Source organism: Mucilaginibacter pedocola, assembly GCF_002013915.1.
GTDB classification, from domain to species: domain Bacteria; phylum Bacteroidota; class Bacteroidia; order Sphingobacteriales; family Sphingobacteriaceae; genus Mucilaginibacter; species Mucilaginibacter pedocola.
The window spans coordinates 91,885-109,160 of sequence record NZ_MBTF01000010.1 but is presented as its reverse complement, the minus strand read 5'-3'; the positions used below and the strand labels follow the sequence as shown (position 1 = coordinate 109,160).

Genomic DNA, 17,276 nt, shown 5'->3' with positions numbered 1-17,276 from the left:
GGCAGTTTCGCGGTTACGGTCCTCGGCGCGTACCCAGAACTCGCGGGCATCATCGCCGGGGAATACCGGGGTATCTTTCTGGCTTTGGTGCTTGAAGATCGCATCGCGCTTGCGCAATACTTCGGCAGGCGATAATGGTACAGCCATCTCAATCTCGTGGGTAGCAAACTCGTGCCATGCACCGCGGTACAGCCACATCCAGCAATCTTTTACCCACTCTTCGGTTTCTTTTAAGCGTTGCAGGGCAGCGAGGATAATGTTGAAGCAAACGATGTGCGTACCGTTAGGGTCGGCGAAATCGCCTGCTGCAAAAACCTGGTGTGGCTTTATTTTTTGCAGAAGCTCCATAGTTAACAGGATATCCTCTTCGCCAACGGCATTCTTCTTGGTTTTGCCTGTTTCGTAAAAAGGCAAAGCCTGGAAATGGATATTGCTATCCGGCAAGCCTGCGTAACGTGCACCGGCTATCGCTTCGGTTTTACGGATGAAACCTTTAACATTGCGTATCTCCTGCGTATCTACCTGGTTAGGTACTTTGTTCTCGATGAAATGGCGCATCTCGCCGTAAAGTTTTTTCAGCTCAGCAGCATCTTCGCCAACACTTTCTTTAAAGTCGATAGCGAACTCTACATAACGCAATACATCATCATCCCATACTGCAGTATTGCCCGATGTTTGGTATGCTACGTGTACATCATGCCCCTGGTCAACGAGCCTAATAAATGTACCACCCATAGATATTACATCATCGTCGGGGTGCGGGGAGAATACGATAGAGCGCTTGCGTGCCGGTTCGGCACGTTCGGGGCGCTGGCTGTCATCAGCACCCGGCTTACCACCCGGCCAACCGGTAATGGTATGCTGTACCTGGTTAAATATGTCGATATTGATATTGTATACCGGCCCTTGCTCCACGGCAAGCTGCGCCATGCCATGCGCATTGTAATCTTCTTCGGTCAGTTTTAAGATAGGCTTACCTACGGCGCCTGATAGCCAGATAACGGCTTTTTTAATTAAAGCATTTTCCCAAACGCAATCCTTAACCAGCCATGGGGTGTTAAAGCGCGTTAAGTCAGAAGCAGCACCCTGGTCCAATACGAATTCAACACTATCAGAAAGCTGCAGGAAGGTAGCAGGTACTTCGCCTGATATTTCGCCTTCTACAGCTTTTTGTACGATAGGCGCTTTTTTGGCGCTCCATGCCATCAGGATAATTTCGCGGGCTTTAAAGATAGTACCAACGCCCATGGTGATGGCTTTGGTAGGTACATTCTCTTTACCACCAAAATCGCGCGAAGCATCGCGGCGGGTAAGGTCGTCAAGCGTTACCAAACGGGTACCCGAGTTGGGTGCAGAGCCAGGCTCATTGAAGCCAATGTGCCCGGTACGCCCTATACCCAATAGCTGCAAATCCAAACCGCCAAGCTCTTCTATCTGGCGTTCGTAATCTAAACAGAAGGCAGCCACATCATCCTGTGCCAAGGTACCATCGGGGATGTGCACTAAAGCTTTATCGATATCGATATGGTCGAATAAATTCTCGTTCATGAAAGTAACGTAGCTTTGGGCAGCATCAGGCTTCATAGGGTAGTACTCATCCAGGTTGAAAGTTACTACATCCTTAAATGATAAGCCTTCTTCTTTGTGCAGGCGAATCAGCTCGGCATAAACGCCGATGGGCGTTACGCCGGTAGCCAAACCCAGAACGGTTTGCTGCCCTGCTGCCTGTTTGCCGCGTATCAGCTTTGCTATGCGTGCCGCTACCGCCAGCGATGCCTCTTTTTGGTTGGCATACACGCTAACGGGCAGCTTCTCGTACCTCGTCTCTTCCAATAAATTTAATCGTGCCATAAATGCTTATATAATTTGATATTGTTGTGCTACAGAAATTTGGGTATAAAAAAAATCCTCACCGGAGTGAGGATTTACCAACCAATTAACTATAAAATTTAAATCCCCTAACCAGGGAATGAGAACGCGAACTATGTAATGAGGTTAAATTCATTATGACACAAACTTACTAAACTTAATTTAATAAATCAAAATACTTTTTAAAAAAATTTAAAAAGATTTATTTTGAATAGACCCCCCCTTTTACTATCAGGTACAATAGATCAAGATAAAAAGTAAGGCTAAACGGGCTTTTGTTGCTTCCCAACGCTTAAATAATATATCCCCAACCCAATGGCATAAGCAGCTAAACAAAACAATGCCGCATAGGGGTTTTCTTTAAAAGAAATGAAGATGTTGATGGTGACGAACCAGTAGGAGAGGATAAAAACCAGCGGCACCAGCGGATACCATTTAATGGTGTAAATATCTTTGATATCCTGCCCGCGCGTTTTTTTGCGCAGGATAAAAATGGCGATGGCCGCTACCGATACGCCGATGGTCTCGAAAAACATTACATAACGCAGCATATCGCTAAACGAGCCTACAAAAAACAGGATAACCAAAATAGCGATCACAAAAAAGCTCATGCCAAATTCCTGCACCTGGGTTTTCTCATTTACCCGTTTAAATATCTGCGGCAAAATACCATCTTCTGCCATGGCGTAATACACCCGAGGACTGGATAGGATATTAACGTTCACATAAGCCACAACCGACACGAACATGAGTATGGAGGTGATCTTAGCACCCGTCGGCCCGAAAATGATACCCGCCATAGTTGCGGCAAGCGTGTGGTTTTGTTTCAAACCTTCCAGCCCGAGCACTTTAAAGTAGGCGTAATTAATGGCGAGATATAGGGTAATCACTACGCCAATACCAATAAATATCGAACGCGGGATATTCCGCTTCGCATCAATAATATCCCCTCCAAAGTTGATAGTTTGGGCGTAGCCGGTATAGGTAAAAAACACAGCGACAAGGCTTAAGCCGAACGCGGTTACCAGGTTGCCGTCGGTTTGACTTGTCAATGAAGTAGCTACAGGTAGGGCATCGCTCTTAAAAATTGCTGTACATAGAACAACTATCATCCCTGCCTTAAAAATGGTAAGCACGTTTTGTGTGCGGGCGCTCAGCTTTATCCCTAAAAAGTTAATGCCATAAAGTACCAGCACCGTTAGTATGGTGGTCAACTTGGTGCCAAAGCTGTTCTGCATGTCAGCAGGCAATAAAATAGGGTTAATGTATTCGGCACCTAATAATGCTACAGCAGCCACCGATGCAGCGTTGCTGATCACCAGCACCCAATTGATCATGAAAGCAAAAGCCGGATGGAAGCTGTAGGAGAAAACTTTGTAAAAGCCGCCCGTGGTAGGGTACCGCGCTCCTATCTCGGCAAAGGTGAGCGCACCGCAGAGGCTAACCAGTCCACCGAATATCCAGGCGCCGAAGAATACCCAGCTATTGCCCGCCTTTTGGGCAACATCGCTGGGTGTGCCAAAAATGCCCATGCCTATCACCAAGCTTATCACGATCATCGTCAGGTCGAAACGGCTAAGCCTGGGTTTAATACTCATTTGCCTCAGTGTTTATTTTTTAAATTTATATTTTAATTTTGAAATACGTTTTTATCAGTTAAATTCGTTTGTTAATTTTTTGGCTACCTACGTATTTAAACTATTTTGAAGCAAATTAAACAAATATTGCTTAGCGTTATATTGTTGTTTTGCATTGCCCCCGCAATGGCACAGGGCAAGAAGTATTCGGTTGTAGCCAAACCCTCCTTAGCATCGTACAAAAAGCCGGCACATATTAGCCCACAGCTAAAAACCTTCCTCGAAACCACGGCACGTGCCAATGTAGTTTTTAAATTCCCGCAAGGGTTTAAAGAGGTGCCCGCACCCGATAATGAAGACTTTTCTTTCGATTACGCTATGGCCATACCCGGAAAAGATTTTGAGATATGGTTTCAGGTAAAATCGCAGAAAGAAAACTATGCGGCGTACCAGCGTACATTGGGTAATAAAGAGACCATGCAGGATAACCCCGATTCGCTTTACCTCGGTTTGGGTACCGCACATGCGCAGGCTTTCGCCGGCGATGCCAGCAGCTATTTTACCCGTATTATTACGCCAAAATACTTGCAGCGCTACAACGCCGATGCAGGCCGTTCATACCTGCTTAACTTGCTGGATATGCCCATAACCAAGCATTATAAATATGGACTGCTAATTACCCTGCAAAAAGACCGCACCGGCACCATACTGGCCGTATGTTTTGCTAACGACAAAGGCCCCGAATTTTTTAAGAATATTGATAAGGCCAGTAACTGCCTTAAGTTTAAACCCTAACGCTTGCAATGTTAATATGTTAGCACATTTAAGTGCCAACTTAAGTGCAGGTAGTTTATTTTTGCAATTGGGGCATTCCGTTTCCCCGCTTTTTTAGACAGATATGGCAGAGAATGTAAATTATAACGACGATAGTATACGGTCGCTCGACTGGAAGGAACACATACGTTTACGCCCCGGTATGTACATTGGTAAACTGGGCGACGGCTCGGCTTTCGACGATGGTGTGTATGTGTTGCTGAAAGAGATAGTAGATAACTCGATAGATGAGTTCGTGATGGGCTCCGGTAAAACTATCGAGATAAATATGGGCGAGCACAAGGTATCAGTGCGCGATTACGGGCGTGGTATACCTTTGGGTAAGGTTATTGATTGCGTATCTAAAATAAACACCGGCGGTAAATACGATAGCAAGGCCTTCCAGAAATCGGTTGGTTTAAATGGTGTGGGTACCAAGGCGGTTAACGCTTTGTCTAATTTCTTCACCGTACAATCGTACCGCGAGGGGCGCACCAAAATTGCCGAGTTTGAGAAAGGCGAGCTAACGCGCGACGAGCCTGAAAAGGAAACCACCCAGCGCAACGGCACGGCCATCAACTTTATACCCGATGATAGCATTTTCCGCCACTACCGTTTCCGCCCGGAATTTGTGGAGAATATGATATGGAACTATGTGTTCCTTAACTCGGGGCTTACCATAAACTTCAACAATAAAAAATACCTTTCGGAGCGTGGCTTGTATGACCTGTTGGTTCGTAATGCCGATGCCGAGAACCTGCGTTACCCCATTATTCACCTGAAGGGGGCTGATATTGAGATAGCCATGACGCACGGCCAATCGTACGGAGAGGAATACTATTCTTTCGTGAACGGCCAGCACACTACCCAGGGTGGTACCCACCAGGCTGCCTTCCGCGAGGCGGTAGTGAAAACTATCAAAGAGTTTTACGGAAAAGATTTTGATGCTTCGGACATTCGCGCTTCTATCGTTGCCGCTATTGCGGTGAAAGTTCAGGAGCCGGTCTTCGAATCGCAAACAAAAACCAAACTGGGCTCGCAAAACGTTGGCCCTGATGGGCCGAGCGTACGTACCTTCATTGGTGATTTTGTAAAGCGCGAACTGGATAATTACCTGCACAAAAACCAGGCAACTGCCGATGCGCTGAAAGCAAGGATACTGCAATCCGAAAGGGAACGTAAAGATATTGCCGGTATTAAAAAGCTGGCGAATGACCGCGCCAAAAAAGCATCGTTACATAACCGCAAACTGCGCGACTGCAAATTGCATTTTGATGATAACCACGAGCGCAAGCAGGAAACCACCCTGTTCATCACTGAGGGGGATTCGGCGAGCGGAAGCATCACCAAGTCGCGCGATGTGCATACCCAGGCAGTGTTTAGCTTAAAAGGTAAACCGCTTAACTGCTTTGGGCTTACTAAAAAGGTGGTTTATGAGAACGAAGAATTTAACCTGCTGCAGCACGCGCTGAATATTGAGGATGGTATTGAGAACCTGCGCTATAATAACATAGTAATAGCTACCGATGCCGATGTGGACGGTATGCACATCCGTTTGCTGTTGATGACCTTCTTCCTGCAATTCTTCCCCGATTTGGTGAAGGCCGGGCACGTATCTATCCTGCAAACACCATTATTTAGGGTGCGCAATAAAAAAGAAACCATTTACTGCTATAGCGACGAAGAGCGCCGCAACGCCATTGCCAAACTGGGCAACAAACCCGAGATTACCCGCTTTAAAGGTTTGGGCGAAATATCGCCTGATGAGTTCGGTTTGTTCATAGGCAAGGATATTCGCCTCGATCCTGTTTACCTGCGCGATGCCAACGTAAAGGCCCTACTGGAATACTTTATGGGTAAAAACACGCCGACACGCCAGCAGCATATTGTGAACAACCTGCGGGTAGAGAAGGATGACGAAAGCGTAAACCCGTTGTTGAAAGAGCAATTGGATAATGTGGAACTGGCGGTAGCTTAAACGATATAAAAAATGAAATACGGTTTTTTGCTGTTGATCGCTTTGTTCGCTATGGGCTGCAAGCGGCCGCAGCAAAAGATCGTTTACGAAAAAGACTCGGTTAAGCTGGCGCAGGATTTTTTACCGGGTGTGGCCAGCAGCCCCTCGCCGGAAGTACCTTCACTTCAAAAGAGAACCATAGGTGTTTGGATAGGAACCGAATCTCCCGACCCGGTTTTTGAGATCAGTGCCGATTCTGTTTTCTACTTCGCGCACGATACTTCCTATAAATATCTATTTGATAAAGATTCCATCGACATCAAATACGACGATTACGATTACAAAGCGAAAGTTTATTTTAAAAACGACACCATGGTGATGAATTCGCCCGAATACGGTATCGCTAAGTTTTGGAAGTTTAAAAATTAAACGTTATCTTGTATCCCCCTCTTTTTCAGGCGGGCATATAACATGACGGAACACGAAATAAAAATAGCCTTTAACGAGTACCATTCGGTAGAGGAGCTTAACGCAGGTGACTACAGCCTGTGCATGGATGCCGTTGATGCATTGGCAACCTCACATTCACCATATTCAAAATTTAAAGTAGGCGCTGCTTTGTTGTTGCAAAGCGGTAAAGTTATCAAAGCCAGCAACCAGGAGAACGTAGCTTATCCATCGGGGCTTTGCGCCGAGCGGGTAGCACTTTTTCATTGGGGTACCAGCTATGCAGATGATCCTATTGTTGCCATGGCGGTAACGGCAAAAACCGAAGAATTTGAACTGCTGAAACCCGTAACATCATGCGGGGCCTGCCTGCAGGTAATGGCAGAATGCGAGAAACGCCAAAACAGCCCCTTTAAAATGTTGTTGTATTGCATTGACGGCCCCGTTTGGGCAATAGATGGCGTACATAGCATGATGCCCTTTATGTTTTTTGAAGAAAGATTATCGCAAGCTATATGAAACTGAAGATAATAGTACTGTTTATTGTGGCCCTGGCCGGGTTTAGCGCAAAAGCCCAAAGCGGATTTCCTTTTGATAACGAGATACGCGATTTTAAACATGCCGACAGCCTGAAATTCCCACCAAAGAACGGCATCCTGTTCATTGGCAGCTCATCAATCCGCAAATGGACCGACCTGGAGCAGCGCTTTAGCGATAAACCCATCATCCGCCGCGGGGTCGGTGGTTGTACACTGGAGCAACTGGTAGACTATTATACGCCTTACATCTTGTTCCCTTATCAGCCTAAAAAGATATTTGTTTATGCCGGCGAGAACGATATAGCCGCGGGTAAAAGCGGCGATTTTGTGGCTGAAGAGTTTGTGAAGCTTTGGGGCATGCTTAGCAGTAAATTACCCAATACCGAAGTTTATTTTATGGCCGTGAAACCCAGCCCAAGCCGCGCAAAATTCTTCCCGGAGGTGAAAATTGCCAACACTAAAATAAAGGCATTTTTAACCGGTAAAAAGAAAGGGCGCTACATTGATGTAGCCACCGTGATACTAAACCCCGCTACACAACAGCCGGACGAATCGTTATTTGAGGGCGACCTGCTGCACCTTAATAAAACCGGTTACGATAAATGGCAGGCAGTTTTGCAGCCTTATGTAAAATAAGAAAGCCTCCCGACGCAACGGGAGGCTTCACACTTAAACACTAAACTAAACTAACTAATAAGATTTATTTAAACACGCTGTAAACGTTGGTTATTTTCCAGCCATCGCCGGTGTTGGCCACGGTTACATAGTTGCTGCGGGTAAAGCCTTTGTATTTCATATCTACCTTTACCACTTTAATATCGGTGTTGCTTTCTACAATGTCGGTGCTGGTAACACAATCCTGCTCAACGTTTTTATCGCCTTTAAAAAAGTCCATCATTTCTTTTTTATCGAAGCTGAGCATCTTTTTGCCGCGTAGCATGTTAAACTTCACGTGCTGGTCAAGCACATCGTTCAGTCCGTTTAATTTGCCGCGCGTGATGGCATCTATATAGGTGTTCACCGCGTGGGTTGCAGTAAGGTTTTCGTTGTCGTTTACAGGGTTAGCATTAACTGCGCCGCATACTAATAATAAGGCTAAGCCTAAGATGATTGATTTAAGAGTTTTCATGGTATTTTAAGTTGTTTGGTTAAATTTATACTCATAAGATGCTGCCAACATCCGTTGTGTTACACTCCGAAATGTTAAATATTCGCATTTAACAAACATTTAACATTTGCCCCCTGCAACGCCTATATTTGGCTATGGTCGATTTTAATACCATCATACTCCAATTCGGCGAATACGGCGACAAAACCGGCTGGACCTATGTTGAAATACCCGCCGATATATCTGCCGAACTAAAACCGAACGACAAACGATCATTTAGGGTGCGAGGATTTTTGGATGAATTACCCGTTGCAGGCATGAGCCTGCTGCCCATGGGCGATGGCAAACACATGCTTGCTTTGCGGCAGGAGATTCGCAAAGCGCTGCACAAAAGCAAAGGCGCTGTGTTGCGCGTAAGGCTGGAATTTGATGTTGATTTTAAACTGGAAATTCCCGACGACCTGCAGGAATGCCTTGATTTTGAACCCGAAGCGGCGGATTATTTAAACAGCATCACAAAATCGCACAGGGGCTATTTTATCAAATGGATAAACGATGCCAAAACGGAGGAGACAAGGGCTAACCGGATAGTAAGTACGGTTAATGCTGCCCGGAGGGGGATGGATTATGGGATGATGTTGCGGGAGAAGAAAAAGTTGAGAGAGGGGTAGGGTTTAAGCCTTCCCGTTTTTGTTTTGATAGTACGCTTCCTTTAAATTTAGATCTCTCGGGATGTTATGAGGCGGTAGTTTATCAACCATATTCATAAACGATTCTTGTTGCGAAAAGGCCAGCAATACTTTGAAATGTTCTTCCACTATTTCAGAAACGCTCTTTCCTTGTTTCTTAGAATAAGCTTTTATCCGTTGTATTAGAACGGCATCAATTGTTAAAGTCAATTTACTTTTCATAGATCGGTATTAATATTCGTGTCTGTTTTCCAATCGGCAAACTTTTTAGCGATCATCGCCATTACTTTTTCATGGGGATGAACTCGTCCTTCCTAAATATCTTTCAAGACCGCTTCAATGCCGACTATTGCTTCTTCCGGCAGTCCGCCCCAATTATTCTCCTGGTTCAACTCTAATTCATCCATAAGCCAAATTTATTACATCTTCCCATCATCTGCATATCTGCACACCCGCACATTTGCACATTCGCACCCCATTTGTGCATAAAAACTCCGTTTCTGCACACTCGCACATCTGCACATTATCCCTATCTTTACCGATCAACAATTTTTTTGCTGAAGAATGAGTGACGATCTGCTTCCTGAAAACGTTCCTGATAATACCGACGACAAGCTTCACAACCTCACCACCCTTGATGGGCTTTACGAAAACTGGTTCCTGGATTACGCCTCGTACGTAATTCTGGACCGTGCCGTGCCGCACATTAACGATGGCCTGAAGCCCGTACAACGCCGTATTTTACACTCCCTTAAAGAGATGGACGACGGGCGCTTTAACAAAGGCGCCAACGTAATTGGTAACACCATGAAGTACCACCCGCATGGCGATGCTTCTATTGGCGATGCCATGGTACAGCTTGGGCAAAAGGAACTGCTGATAGATACCCAGGGTAACTGGGGTCGCCCGGTAACCGGCGACTCGGCAGCTGCTCCGCGTTATATTGAGGGCCGTTTGAGCAAGTTTGCGCTTGATGTGGTGTTTAACCCCGATACCACTGTTTGGCAGGCCAGCTACGATGGCCGTAACCGCGAGCCTATTACGCTGCCCGTTAAATTCCCGCTGTTGCTTGCACAAGGTGCCGAAGGTATTGCCGTGGGCTTGGCTACAAAGGTATTGCCGCATAACTTTATTGAACTGCTTGATGCCTCTATTGCCTGGTTACAAGGCGTTCGCCCTAACCTGATGCCCGACTTCCCGACGGGTGGTATGGCAGATGCGTCGGCTTATAACGAAGGCCAGCGCGGCGGTAAGGTACGTGTGCGTGCCAAAATAGAGGAGAAGGACAAAAAGACTTTGGTAATTACCGAGGTGCCGTTCTCTACCACTACCGTTAGCTTAATTGAAAGTATTATATCTGCCAACGATAAAGGCAAGATCAAGATAAAGAAGATAGATGACCATACATCGCAAAATGTAGAGATCATTGTTCACCTGGCAGCCGGGATTTCGCCCGATGTTACCATTGATGCGCTGTATGCCTTTACCGATTGCGAGGTTTCTATATCGCCCAACACCTGCGTAATACAGGACGATAAGCCTCGCTTTGTGAGCGTGAACGATATGCTTATCGAGAGCACCAACTACACCCGCGACCTGCTGCGCCAGGAGTTGGAGATAAAGTTGAAGGAACTGATGGAGAAAATATTCTTCAGCTCGTTACTGAAGATATTTATCCAAGAGGGGATGTACAAGAACCCTGAGTACGAAAACTCCTCAACGTTCGACTTGGTAGTTGAGGTATTGACGCGCCTGTTCACACCCTTCTTCCAGCTTTTCTACCGCGAGATAACCCCCGAAGATTATCGTAAGCTGATAGATAAGCCGATGAGCAGCATCACCCGTTTCGATTTTAAGAAAACGGATGAGCAGATAAAAAACCTCGAGGCAGAAATAAAAACGGTTAAAAACCACCTGAAGCATCTCACCGAGTATACCATTGCCTGGTTTGAGAAACTGAAGGACAAATACGGCAAAGGCCGCGAACGCAAAACCGAACTACGCACTTTTGATAAAGTAGAAGCTGCGCAGGTAGCTTTGGCGAATATCAAACTTTATGTAAATAGGGTAGATGGCTTCATCGGTTCGGCACTCAAGAAAGAGGAGAACGTTGAACTGGTGGGCGAATGCTCGGATATCGACGATATTATCGTGTTCCGCGAGGATGGTAAGTTTGTGGTGAATAAAGTACAGGATAAGGTTTTTGTAGGTAAAGACATTTTGCACGTTGCCGTATTTAAAAAGAACGACGAGCGTACCGTTTACAACATGATCTACAAAGACGGGCAAAGCGGTGTAAGCTACATTAAGCGCTTCTCGGTAACGGGTATCACCCGCGATAAAGAGTACGACCTGACCAAGGGTACCAAAGGCTCAAAAACGCTTTACTTTACAGCTAACCCTAACGGCGAGGCCGAAATTGTGAACGTGCAATTGAAGCCTCATGCCAAGCTGAAGAAACTGAACTTCGACGAGGACTTTGCACAACTGGCCATTAAAGGTCGTGGTTCGATGGGGAATATGGTCACCAAATACCCCGTGAAAAAGGTATTGCTGAAAAGCAAAGGCGTATCAACGCTGGCCGGCCGTAAAATTTGGTACGATGATATACTGAAACGCCTTAATGCCGATGGCCGTGGTAAATACCTGGGCGAGTTTGACGGCGACGACCGCATCCTCACCATTTTTGGCAACGGCAGCTACGAGCTAACCAGTTTCGATCTCAATAACCACTTTGATGATAAAATGACGGTTATTGAGAAATACGACCCTGCAAAAGTATTCTCGGTAGTGCATTACGACGGCAAATCGAAGAACTACATGGTGAAGCGCTTCGTGTTCGAGAATACGGTTATTGGCAGGCAAACCAGCATTATAAGTGATGAAGCAGGTTCTAAAATGGTGATTATATCTGGCGCAACGCAGGCCGTGGTAAAAGTGGAGCAGCTGAAAGGCAAAACCATGGTGCCCGAAACAGTTGAGCTAAACCTTGCCGACCTGATAGATGTAAAAGGTATGAAGGCCATGGGCAACCGCTTATCCATCCACTTAATTAAAACTGTTGAGCTAATAGCCGAGCACGACGATGCCGAAGATGTACCCGACCCGGCACCCGATTCGGTAGAAGACACCGAAATAACCCTAACCGGCGAAGATAAAAATACACAGGATGCGGCACCGCCGGCAGAACCAGCTTCATCAGCAGAGGCATCGTCCCCATCTGTGGAACCTCCAAAAAAGAAAATAGACTTCGAGATCACCAACCCGGGCGATATCGATATTGACGATCAGGGCCAGCTTGGCTTATTTTAATTATTTGTGAAAGAGATATGTTGAAGAAACTATTGATTTGTTCTGCCTTGCTGTTCGGCGGGCTTTCCCTAAGTAATGCCCAAACCGCTACCCATACTTTCGCCCTTGGCGATAGTACTTTTATGATGGACGGTAAACCCATGCAAATCATTTCGGGCGAAATGCACTACACCCGCATACCCGAAGATATGTGGCGCGAACGCATCCGTATGGCCAAAGCCATGGGCCTCAACACCATTGGTATGTACGTTTTTTGGAACGCGCACGAAATGGTGCAGGGCCAGTACGATTTTAGCGGTAACAAAAACATAGCTGCCTTTGCGCAAGTGGCGAAAGAAGAAGGCATGTGGGTGGTAATGCGCCCAAGCCCCTACGCCTGCGCCGAGTGGGAATTTGGTGGTTACCCCTGGTGGCTGTTGAAGGATAAGGACCTGAAAGTACGCAGCCTCGACCCTAAATTTATGGATGCCTACCGCAATTACGTACTGCAATTGGGCAAGCAATTATCGCCTTTGCTGATCACCCACGGCGGCAACATTATTATGGTGCAGATAGAGAACGAGTACGGATCGTACAGCAACGATAAACAATATCTCGCCCAAAATGAAAAGATATTCCGCGAGGCCGGTTTCGATGGCGTTTTGTTCACCTGCGATGGTGCAACGCAAATGCCCGCCGGTTACCTACCGGGCTTTTTGCCGGCGGTAAATGGCGAGGATAACCCGAAGAAGGTAAAAGAACTCATCAACAAATACCACAACGGGAAAGGCCCTTACTACATAGCCGAATGGTACCCGGGCTGGTTCGATAGCTGGGGGAGAGCACACAGCGGAACTAATGCCGATAGCGATGCCAAGAAGCTGGACGAAGTATTAAGCGCGGGCATTTCCATTAACCTGTATATGTTCCACGGCGGTACCACGCGCGATTTTATGAATGGTGCCAATATGAACCGTACCGAAGCTTATTCGCCCCAAACAACCAGCTACGATTATGATGCACCGCTGAACGAGGCAGGTGAGCCTACGGCCAAGTATTACAAATTCCGCGAGGTCATTGCCCGCCACCTGCCACCCGGCGAAACCCTGCCCGATGTGCCCGGCAAAAAACGCATGACCTTTGCTTTAGAGGTGATCAAGTTCAGTGGCAAGAGCAATTTGTTGAGCAACCTGCCCGTACCGGTAGAATCTGAAAAACCGCAAAGCTTTGAGGATATTGACCAGGGCTATGGCTTTGTTTTATATCGCACTACCTTAAAAGATGCTGCCAAAGGCCTGTTGAAGATAAAAGAGATGCGCGACTATGCCACCGTATACCTCAATGGCAAACGCATTAGCGTTTTAGACCGCCGCCTTAAACAGGATTCGCTGGAGCTGAACAGCCCCGAGGCAAATGCTGTATTGGATATTTTGGTAGAGAACACCGGCCGCATCAATTACGGACCCTTCCTTACAGATAACCGCCAGGGTATTACCGAAAAGGTTACCCTGAACGGACAGGAATTATTGGGTTGGAAAATGTACCGCTTCCCGTTCTCGTCGTTGGCGGGCACAAAGTATACGCCTATTGCTTCGGCAGATAATTTGGAGCAGCCTGCGCTTTACCGCGGCACCTTCTCGCTTCGCGGGCTTGGCGATACCTATTTGGATATGCATGGCTTTGGTAAGGGCTTTGTATTCATCAACGGGCATAACCTGGGCAGGTACTGGAACATCGGCCCGCAGCAAACGCTTTACGTGCCTGCCGTATGGTTGAAGAAAGGCGTTAACGAAGTAGTGGTGTTCGACCAATTGAAAAGCGGTCATACCGAACTATCTACCTTGAACCACTCTGTATTGGGCGAATTGGTTAAATAAGCATAATCGAAAATTCATGATAAAGAGAGCCGCTAAATGCGGCTTTTTTTTATTTTTGGTACAGTTATCACAATAGCCCCATGTTTTTCCAAAACGAATACACTTATTACATTATTGGCGGCCTGCAGGCCATCTGTATATTCCATGCCTACCGCAACGGCAAGTTCGAAAGGTATATATGGATGCTGCTGTTTTTGCCGGTGATAGGCTCCATTATATACCTTTACCAGGAAGTTTGGGGCAATCGCCGTGTAAGTGCGCCAAAGGTTGATGTGGCTTCGGTATTCAATCCCGGCGTTAAACTAAAGCGGCTGGAAGAGGAGGTGCGATTTACCGATACCTTTGCCAACCGCATCAGGCTGGCCGATGCTTATTTGGAAGCCGGGCAAACGGATAAGGCCGTTGATATATACAACGCCAGCCTCACGGGCGCCTTCGCCGAGAACGAGCATGTCTTGGCGCAACTCATCATAGCCTATTACAAACAGCAGCGCTATGCCGAAGTAACACCTATCGCCAAAAAGCTCTACAAAACACCGCAGTTCCCGCGTTCGCAGGCGCATATTACCTACGCCATGGCTTTGGAGCAGTTGGGGCAATTGGATGCCGCGGAAACCGAGTTTAAGGCCATGAAAGGCCGCTATTCGTACTTTGAGCAACGCTACCAATATGGGCTGTTTTTAATACGGCAGGATAGGATAGAAAATGCCGAGCAGATCTTTACCGATATGCTGGATGAGCAACCCCACCTGAGCGCTATGGAAAAGAAGGCAAGCAAAGAATGGTTTGTGAAAGCCAAGGCCGAACTGAAGAATATTTACCAGTAAGTATCAAATATTTTTCCTGAAGGCGCTTGGCGTAGTGCCGGTGTATTTCCTGAATTGCTTGCTAAAATGGCTTTCGTCGGTGTAGCCAAATTCGAAGGCAATTTCGGATAGCGAGCGTTGCCCGTATTGCAGCTGTGCCTCTATTAGTTTTATTTTGTGTTTGATGATGAATTGCTTCAGCGATTCGCCGGTGTGGCGTTTAAAGAACAGGCTAATATAGGCAGGCGCATAATTGAAGGTTGCGGCAAGGCTTTCGATTTTGATGGCCCCGCGGTTGTTGATGTGTTCCTTTACATAACTTAGCATCCGCTCTACCGATTCTTTCAGGATGGGCTTCACACTATCCTGCCCCGATAAACTTCTGGCCAGTATTACCAATATCGAGCGCATCAGGGTATCGCGCACTACTTCGAAATATTGCGACCGCTCATTCTCACACTCCTGTTCTAAAACAGCCAGCAAATGATGAAGTTTTTGTTTTTCTGCCTTATCAGTTACTATCGAACCCCTGCTTTGCGATGAGGTATTCAGCAGCGTTTTAATGATAGGTTGCCAGGCGGCCTCTTTATCACCGGCTGTAGTCTTAGAAATATGTTCGTTGAACCGCACGAAAGAAAACTCAGTAAGTTCTTCGATATCGAAGTAATGGAAATCCTCGGGGCCTAACAGGAATACGTCGCCTGCTTCATAGCCAAAAGTTGAGCCATTAATGTGGTGCATACCCTTCCCTTTCAAAATAAATATCACCTCAAAGTAAGTATGCTTATGCACCGAATGCGTCCATTCGGCGGCCTCGAAGTGGTAGATACTGAAAGGGTTGTGCAGTACGTATCTTCTCATTGTTATAAAAGTACCGAAAAATAATGTTTTTGTACAAGAAGGCAAGGCGCCAATACCGATACCTTCGATGTTAACAGAAACAAACCATTCACCTTTATCAAACCCATATGAAACGTGTATACCTCTTAAGCCTTTTAATTTTACTTAGCGCCACGCAATTTTCTATGCGTGCACCATCCGAATGGGAGCCACTACTGGATAAGAACCTGAGCAAATGGGAAAACTACCTGAGCTATCGCCATAAGAATGGCTATAATGGAAAAGTACCAACAGATGCTAACGGTAAAGAGATAGCGCCCATTGGTTACAATAAAGATAGTTTCGGTGTGTTCTCGGTGCTGAATGAGCCCGGTGGCCCCGTGCTTCGTGTTAGCGGAGAAGTTTATGGTTGCTTGTATACTAAGCAAGCCTATAAAAACTACCATCTAAAGCTGCAAGTGAAATGGGGCAAGGATAAATACGAGCCCCGTAAAGACCTGCTGAAGGATTCGGGCATCCTGTACCATTCGCAGGGCGAGGCAGGGGCGGAGTATTGGCGCTCGTGGATGCTATCGCAGGAGTTCCAGATAATGGAAGGCCATATGGGGGATTTTTGGTGCCAGGCAAGTTCTGCAATTGATATACGCTCGTACCCGCCCGAAGGTGTAATGAGTGCTATTGCCGACCAAAGCCAGCCTTTCCGTCCGTTTAAAAAAGGAGGTAACTACTATTGCATGCGCTCGGAGAATGCGGAGAAACCAGCCGGCGAATGGAATACCATAGAGCTGATATGCTTTGAAGGCAAAAGCCTGCACATTGTAAATGGCAAGGTGGTAATGGTACTGCAAAACTCGCGCTACACCAATGCAGATGGTACCGAGACTGCTTTAGATAACGGCAAGATACAGGTGCAGAGCGAAGCAGCGGAGGTGTTTTATAGAGGTATACAAATCAAACCACTAACCGCACTGCCTGCGCAATATGCTAAGCTGTTCCAATGAAATTTGATACCTAACATAAACAAAAATGGCCACGGGTTATCCGCGGCCATTTTTGTAAATAGATATTTTTGTAAACTGATTACAGGATCAGGATCAACACCAGGATGATGATGATGATAGCACCTACTGACAGGTAGATACCGCCGCCACCCATAGCTTGCGCTTCGTGTTTCAGGCTTTTAAGTTCGGCTTTCAGCTCTTGTTTCTCAGCTTTGTTCAAATCAGATTTGTCCATTGCTTTGATCTCCTGAACGCGAACTTTAATTTCTTCTATACGGGCATGTTTCTGCTCGTCGGTCATGTTAGCAGCAGCTTCTTTGAAGGCTTTTTTGTCGTCGGTAAAAGTTGCGGCATTGGCACTGAATGATGCTACCATCATCAGCATGGTAACGGCGAATAGATAAATTTTCCTTTTCATATTGATAACTTGTTGAGTGTTTTTATGGATAATCGTAAAAAGCC

General features: G+C 46.4%; 16 protein-coding genes. 10 read left to right on the top strand and 6 right to left on the bottom strand.

What is annotated here, in order from left to right:
- Positions 1–1,851 (bottom strand): glucosamine-6-phosphate deaminase (locus BC343_RS12095; RefSeq protein WP_078348051.1); only part of this gene is annotated, 1,851 nt, incomplete at its 3' end.
- Positions 1,852–2,132: 281 nt separating this feature from the next.
- Complete coding sequence (locus BC343_RS12090) at positions 2,133–3,467, bottom strand: APC family permease (protein WP_078348046.1); 1,335 nt, start codon at positions 3,465–3,467, stop codon at positions 2,133–2,135.
- A gap of 105 nt (positions 3,468–3,572) precedes the next feature.
- Here BC343_RS12090 and BC343_RS12085 point away from each other — a divergent pair, with 105 nt between their 5' ends.
- From BC343_RS12085 to BC343_RS12065, 5 genes are all read left to right on the top strand, one after another.
- Positions 3,573–4,241 carry a hypothetical protein gene (locus tag BC343_RS12085; protein WP_078348045.1) on the top strand — a complete coding sequence of 223 codons (669 nt, stop codon included), beginning with the start codon at positions 3,573–3,575 and terminating at the stop codon, positions 4,239–4,241.
- A 103-nt stretch (positions 4,242–4,344) separates the two neighbouring features.
- The gene (locus tag BC343_RS12080) at positions 4,345–6,237 is read left to right on the top strand and encodes a DNA topoisomerase IV subunit B (RefSeq protein WP_078348044.1); all 1,893 of its coding nucleotides are present in this window, start codon (positions 4,345–4,347) and stop codon (positions 6,235–6,237) included.
- 12 nt (positions 6,238–6,249) lie between these two features.
- Positions 6,250–6,645 carry a hypothetical protein gene (locus tag BC343_RS12075; protein WP_078348043.1) on the top strand — a complete coding sequence of 132 codons (396 nt, stop codon included), beginning with the start codon at positions 6,250–6,252 and terminating at the stop codon, positions 6,643–6,645.
- Between the two features lie 42 nt (positions 6,646–6,687).
- A complete protein-coding gene (locus tag BC343_RS12070) occupies positions 6,688–7,182 on the top strand; it encodes a cytidine deaminase family protein (protein WP_078348042.1) in 495 nt (164 codons plus the stop codon).
- Positions 7,179–7,838, top strand: coding sequence for a GDSL-type esterase/lipase family protein (locus BC343_RS12065; protein ID WP_078348041.1), 660 nt, complete (start codon positions 7,179–7,181; stop codon positions 7,836–7,838). The genes BC343_RS12070 and BC343_RS12065 overlap by 4 nt, the downstream gene beginning before the upstream one ends.
- A gap of 64 nt (positions 7,839–7,902) precedes the next feature.
- On the opposite strand, the gene BC343_RS12060 is transcribed toward BC343_RS12065, so the two are convergent.
- The gene (locus BC343_RS12060; RefSeq protein WP_078348040.1) at positions 7,903–8,331 is read right to left on the bottom strand and encodes a nuclear transport factor 2 family protein; all 429 of its coding nucleotides are present in this window, start codon (positions 8,329–8,331) and stop codon (positions 7,903–7,905) included.
- A 134-nt stretch (positions 8,332–8,465) separates the two neighbouring features.
- Between BC343_RS12060 and BC343_RS12055 the strand changes: the two genes are divergently transcribed.
- The gene (locus BC343_RS12055) at positions 8,466–8,981 is read left to right on the top strand and encodes a YdeI/OmpD-associated family protein (protein WP_078348039.1); all 516 of its coding nucleotides are present in this window, start codon (positions 8,466–8,468) and stop codon (positions 8,979–8,981) included.
- 3 nt (positions 8,982–8,984) lie between these two features.
- On the opposite strand, the gene BC343_RS12050 is transcribed toward BC343_RS12055, so the two are convergent.
- A complete protein-coding gene (locus tag BC343_RS12050) occupies positions 8,985–9,221 on the bottom strand; it encodes a DUF6364 family protein (protein WP_078348038.1) in 237 nt (78 codons plus the stop codon).
- 342 nt (positions 9,222–9,563) lie between these two features.
- On the opposite strand from BC343_RS12050, the gene BC343_RS12045 reads away from it, so the two are divergent.
- From BC343_RS12045 to BC343_RS12035, 3 genes are all read left to right on the top strand, one after another.
- Positions 9,564–12,311 (top strand): DNA gyrase/topoisomerase IV subunit A, encoded by a 2,748-nt coding sequence (locus BC343_RS12045; RefSeq protein ID WP_078348037.1) that lies wholly within the window; start codon positions 9,564–9,566, stop codon positions 12,309–12,311.
- Positions 12,312–12,328: 17 nt separating this feature from the next.
- Positions 12,329–14,167 (top strand): glycoside hydrolase family 35 protein, encoded by a 1,839-nt coding sequence (locus BC343_RS12040; protein ID WP_078348036.1) that lies wholly within the window; start codon positions 12,329–12,331, stop codon positions 14,165–14,167.
- An 80-nt stretch (positions 14,168–14,247) separates the two neighbouring features.
- Positions 14,248–14,994 (top strand): tetratricopeptide repeat protein, encoded by a 747-nt coding sequence (locus BC343_RS12035; protein WP_078348035.1) that lies wholly within the window; start codon positions 14,248–14,250, stop codon positions 14,992–14,994.
- A 3-nt stretch (positions 14,995–14,997) separates the two neighbouring features.
- Here BC343_RS12035 and BC343_RS12030 read toward each other — a convergent pair whose 3' ends face one another.
- Entirely contained in the window at positions 14,998–15,834 is an 837-nt protein-coding gene (locus BC343_RS12030) for an AraC family transcriptional regulator (RefSeq protein ID WP_078348034.1), read from the bottom strand.
- Between the two features lie 107 nt (positions 15,835–15,941).
- Here BC343_RS12030 and BC343_RS12025 point away from each other — a divergent pair, with 107 nt between their 5' ends.
- Positions 15,942–16,814, top strand: a complete 873-nt coding sequence (locus BC343_RS12025; RefSeq protein ID WP_078348033.1) for a 3-keto-disaccharide hydrolase — start codon at positions 15,942–15,944, stop codon at positions 16,812–16,814.
- Positions 16,815–16,893: 79 nt separating this feature from the next.
- Here the strand turns inward: BC343_RS12025 and BC343_RS12020 are convergent, their stop codons facing one another.
- On the bottom strand, positions 16,894–17,232 hold the full coding sequence (locus tag BC343_RS12020) for a hypothetical protein (protein ID WP_078348032.1): 339 nt from the start codon (positions 17,230–17,232) through the stop codon (positions 16,894–16,896).
- Positions 17,233–17,276 lie beyond the last annotated feature (44 nt).

Bases quoted from the DNA above. Each gene is read 5' to 3' on its own strand.
- BC343_RS12090 (WP_078348046.1), bottom strand. From the start codon at position 3,467: ATGAGTATTAAACCCAGGCTTAGCCGTTTCGACCTGACGATGATCGTG.
- BC343_RS12080 (WP_078348044.1), top strand. From the start codon at position 4,345: ATGGCAGAGAATGTAAATTATAACGACGATAGTATACGGTCGCTCGAC.
- BC343_RS12075 (WP_078348043.1), top strand. From the start codon at position 6,250: ATGAAATACGGTTTTTTGCTGTTGATCGCTTTGTTCGCTATGGGCTGC.
- BC343_RS12070 (WP_078348042.1), top strand. From the start codon at position 6,688: ATGACGGAACACGAAATAAAAATAGCCTTTAACGAGTACCATTCGGTA.
- BC343_RS12065 (WP_078348041.1), top strand. From the start codon at position 7,179: ATGAAACTGAAGATAATAGTACTGTTTATTGTGGCCCTGGCCGGGTTT.
- BC343_RS12060 (WP_078348040.1), bottom strand. From the start codon at position 8,331: ATGAAAACTCTTAAATCAATCATCTTAGGCTTAGCCTTATTATTAGTA.
- BC343_RS12055 (WP_078348039.1), top strand. From the start codon at position 8,466: ATGGTCGATTTTAATACCATCATACTCCAATTCGGCGAATACGGCGAC.
- BC343_RS12050 (WP_078348038.1), bottom strand. From the start codon at position 9,221: ATGAAAAGTAAATTGACTTTAACAATTGATGCCGTTCTAATACAACGG.
- BC343_RS12045 (WP_078348037.1), top strand. From the start codon at position 9,564: ATGAGTGACGATCTGCTTCCTGAAAACGTTCCTGATAATACCGACGAC.
- BC343_RS12040 (WP_078348036.1), top strand. From the start codon at position 12,329: ATGTTGAAGAAACTATTGATTTGTTCTGCCTTGCTGTTCGGCGGGCTT.
- BC343_RS12035 (WP_078348035.1), top strand. From the start codon at position 14,248: ATGTTTTTCCAAAACGAATACACTTATTACATTATTGGCGGCCTGCAG.
- BC343_RS12030 (WP_078348034.1), bottom strand. From the start codon at position 15,834: ATGAGAAGATACGTACTGCACAACCCTTTCAGTATCTACCACTTCGAG.
- BC343_RS12025 (WP_078348033.1), top strand. From the start codon at position 15,942: ATGAAACGTGTATACCTCTTAAGCCTTTTAATTTTACTTAGCGCCACG.
- BC343_RS12020 (WP_078348032.1), bottom strand. From the start codon at position 17,232: ATGAAAAGGAAAATTTATCTATTCGCCGTTACCATGCTGATGATGGTA.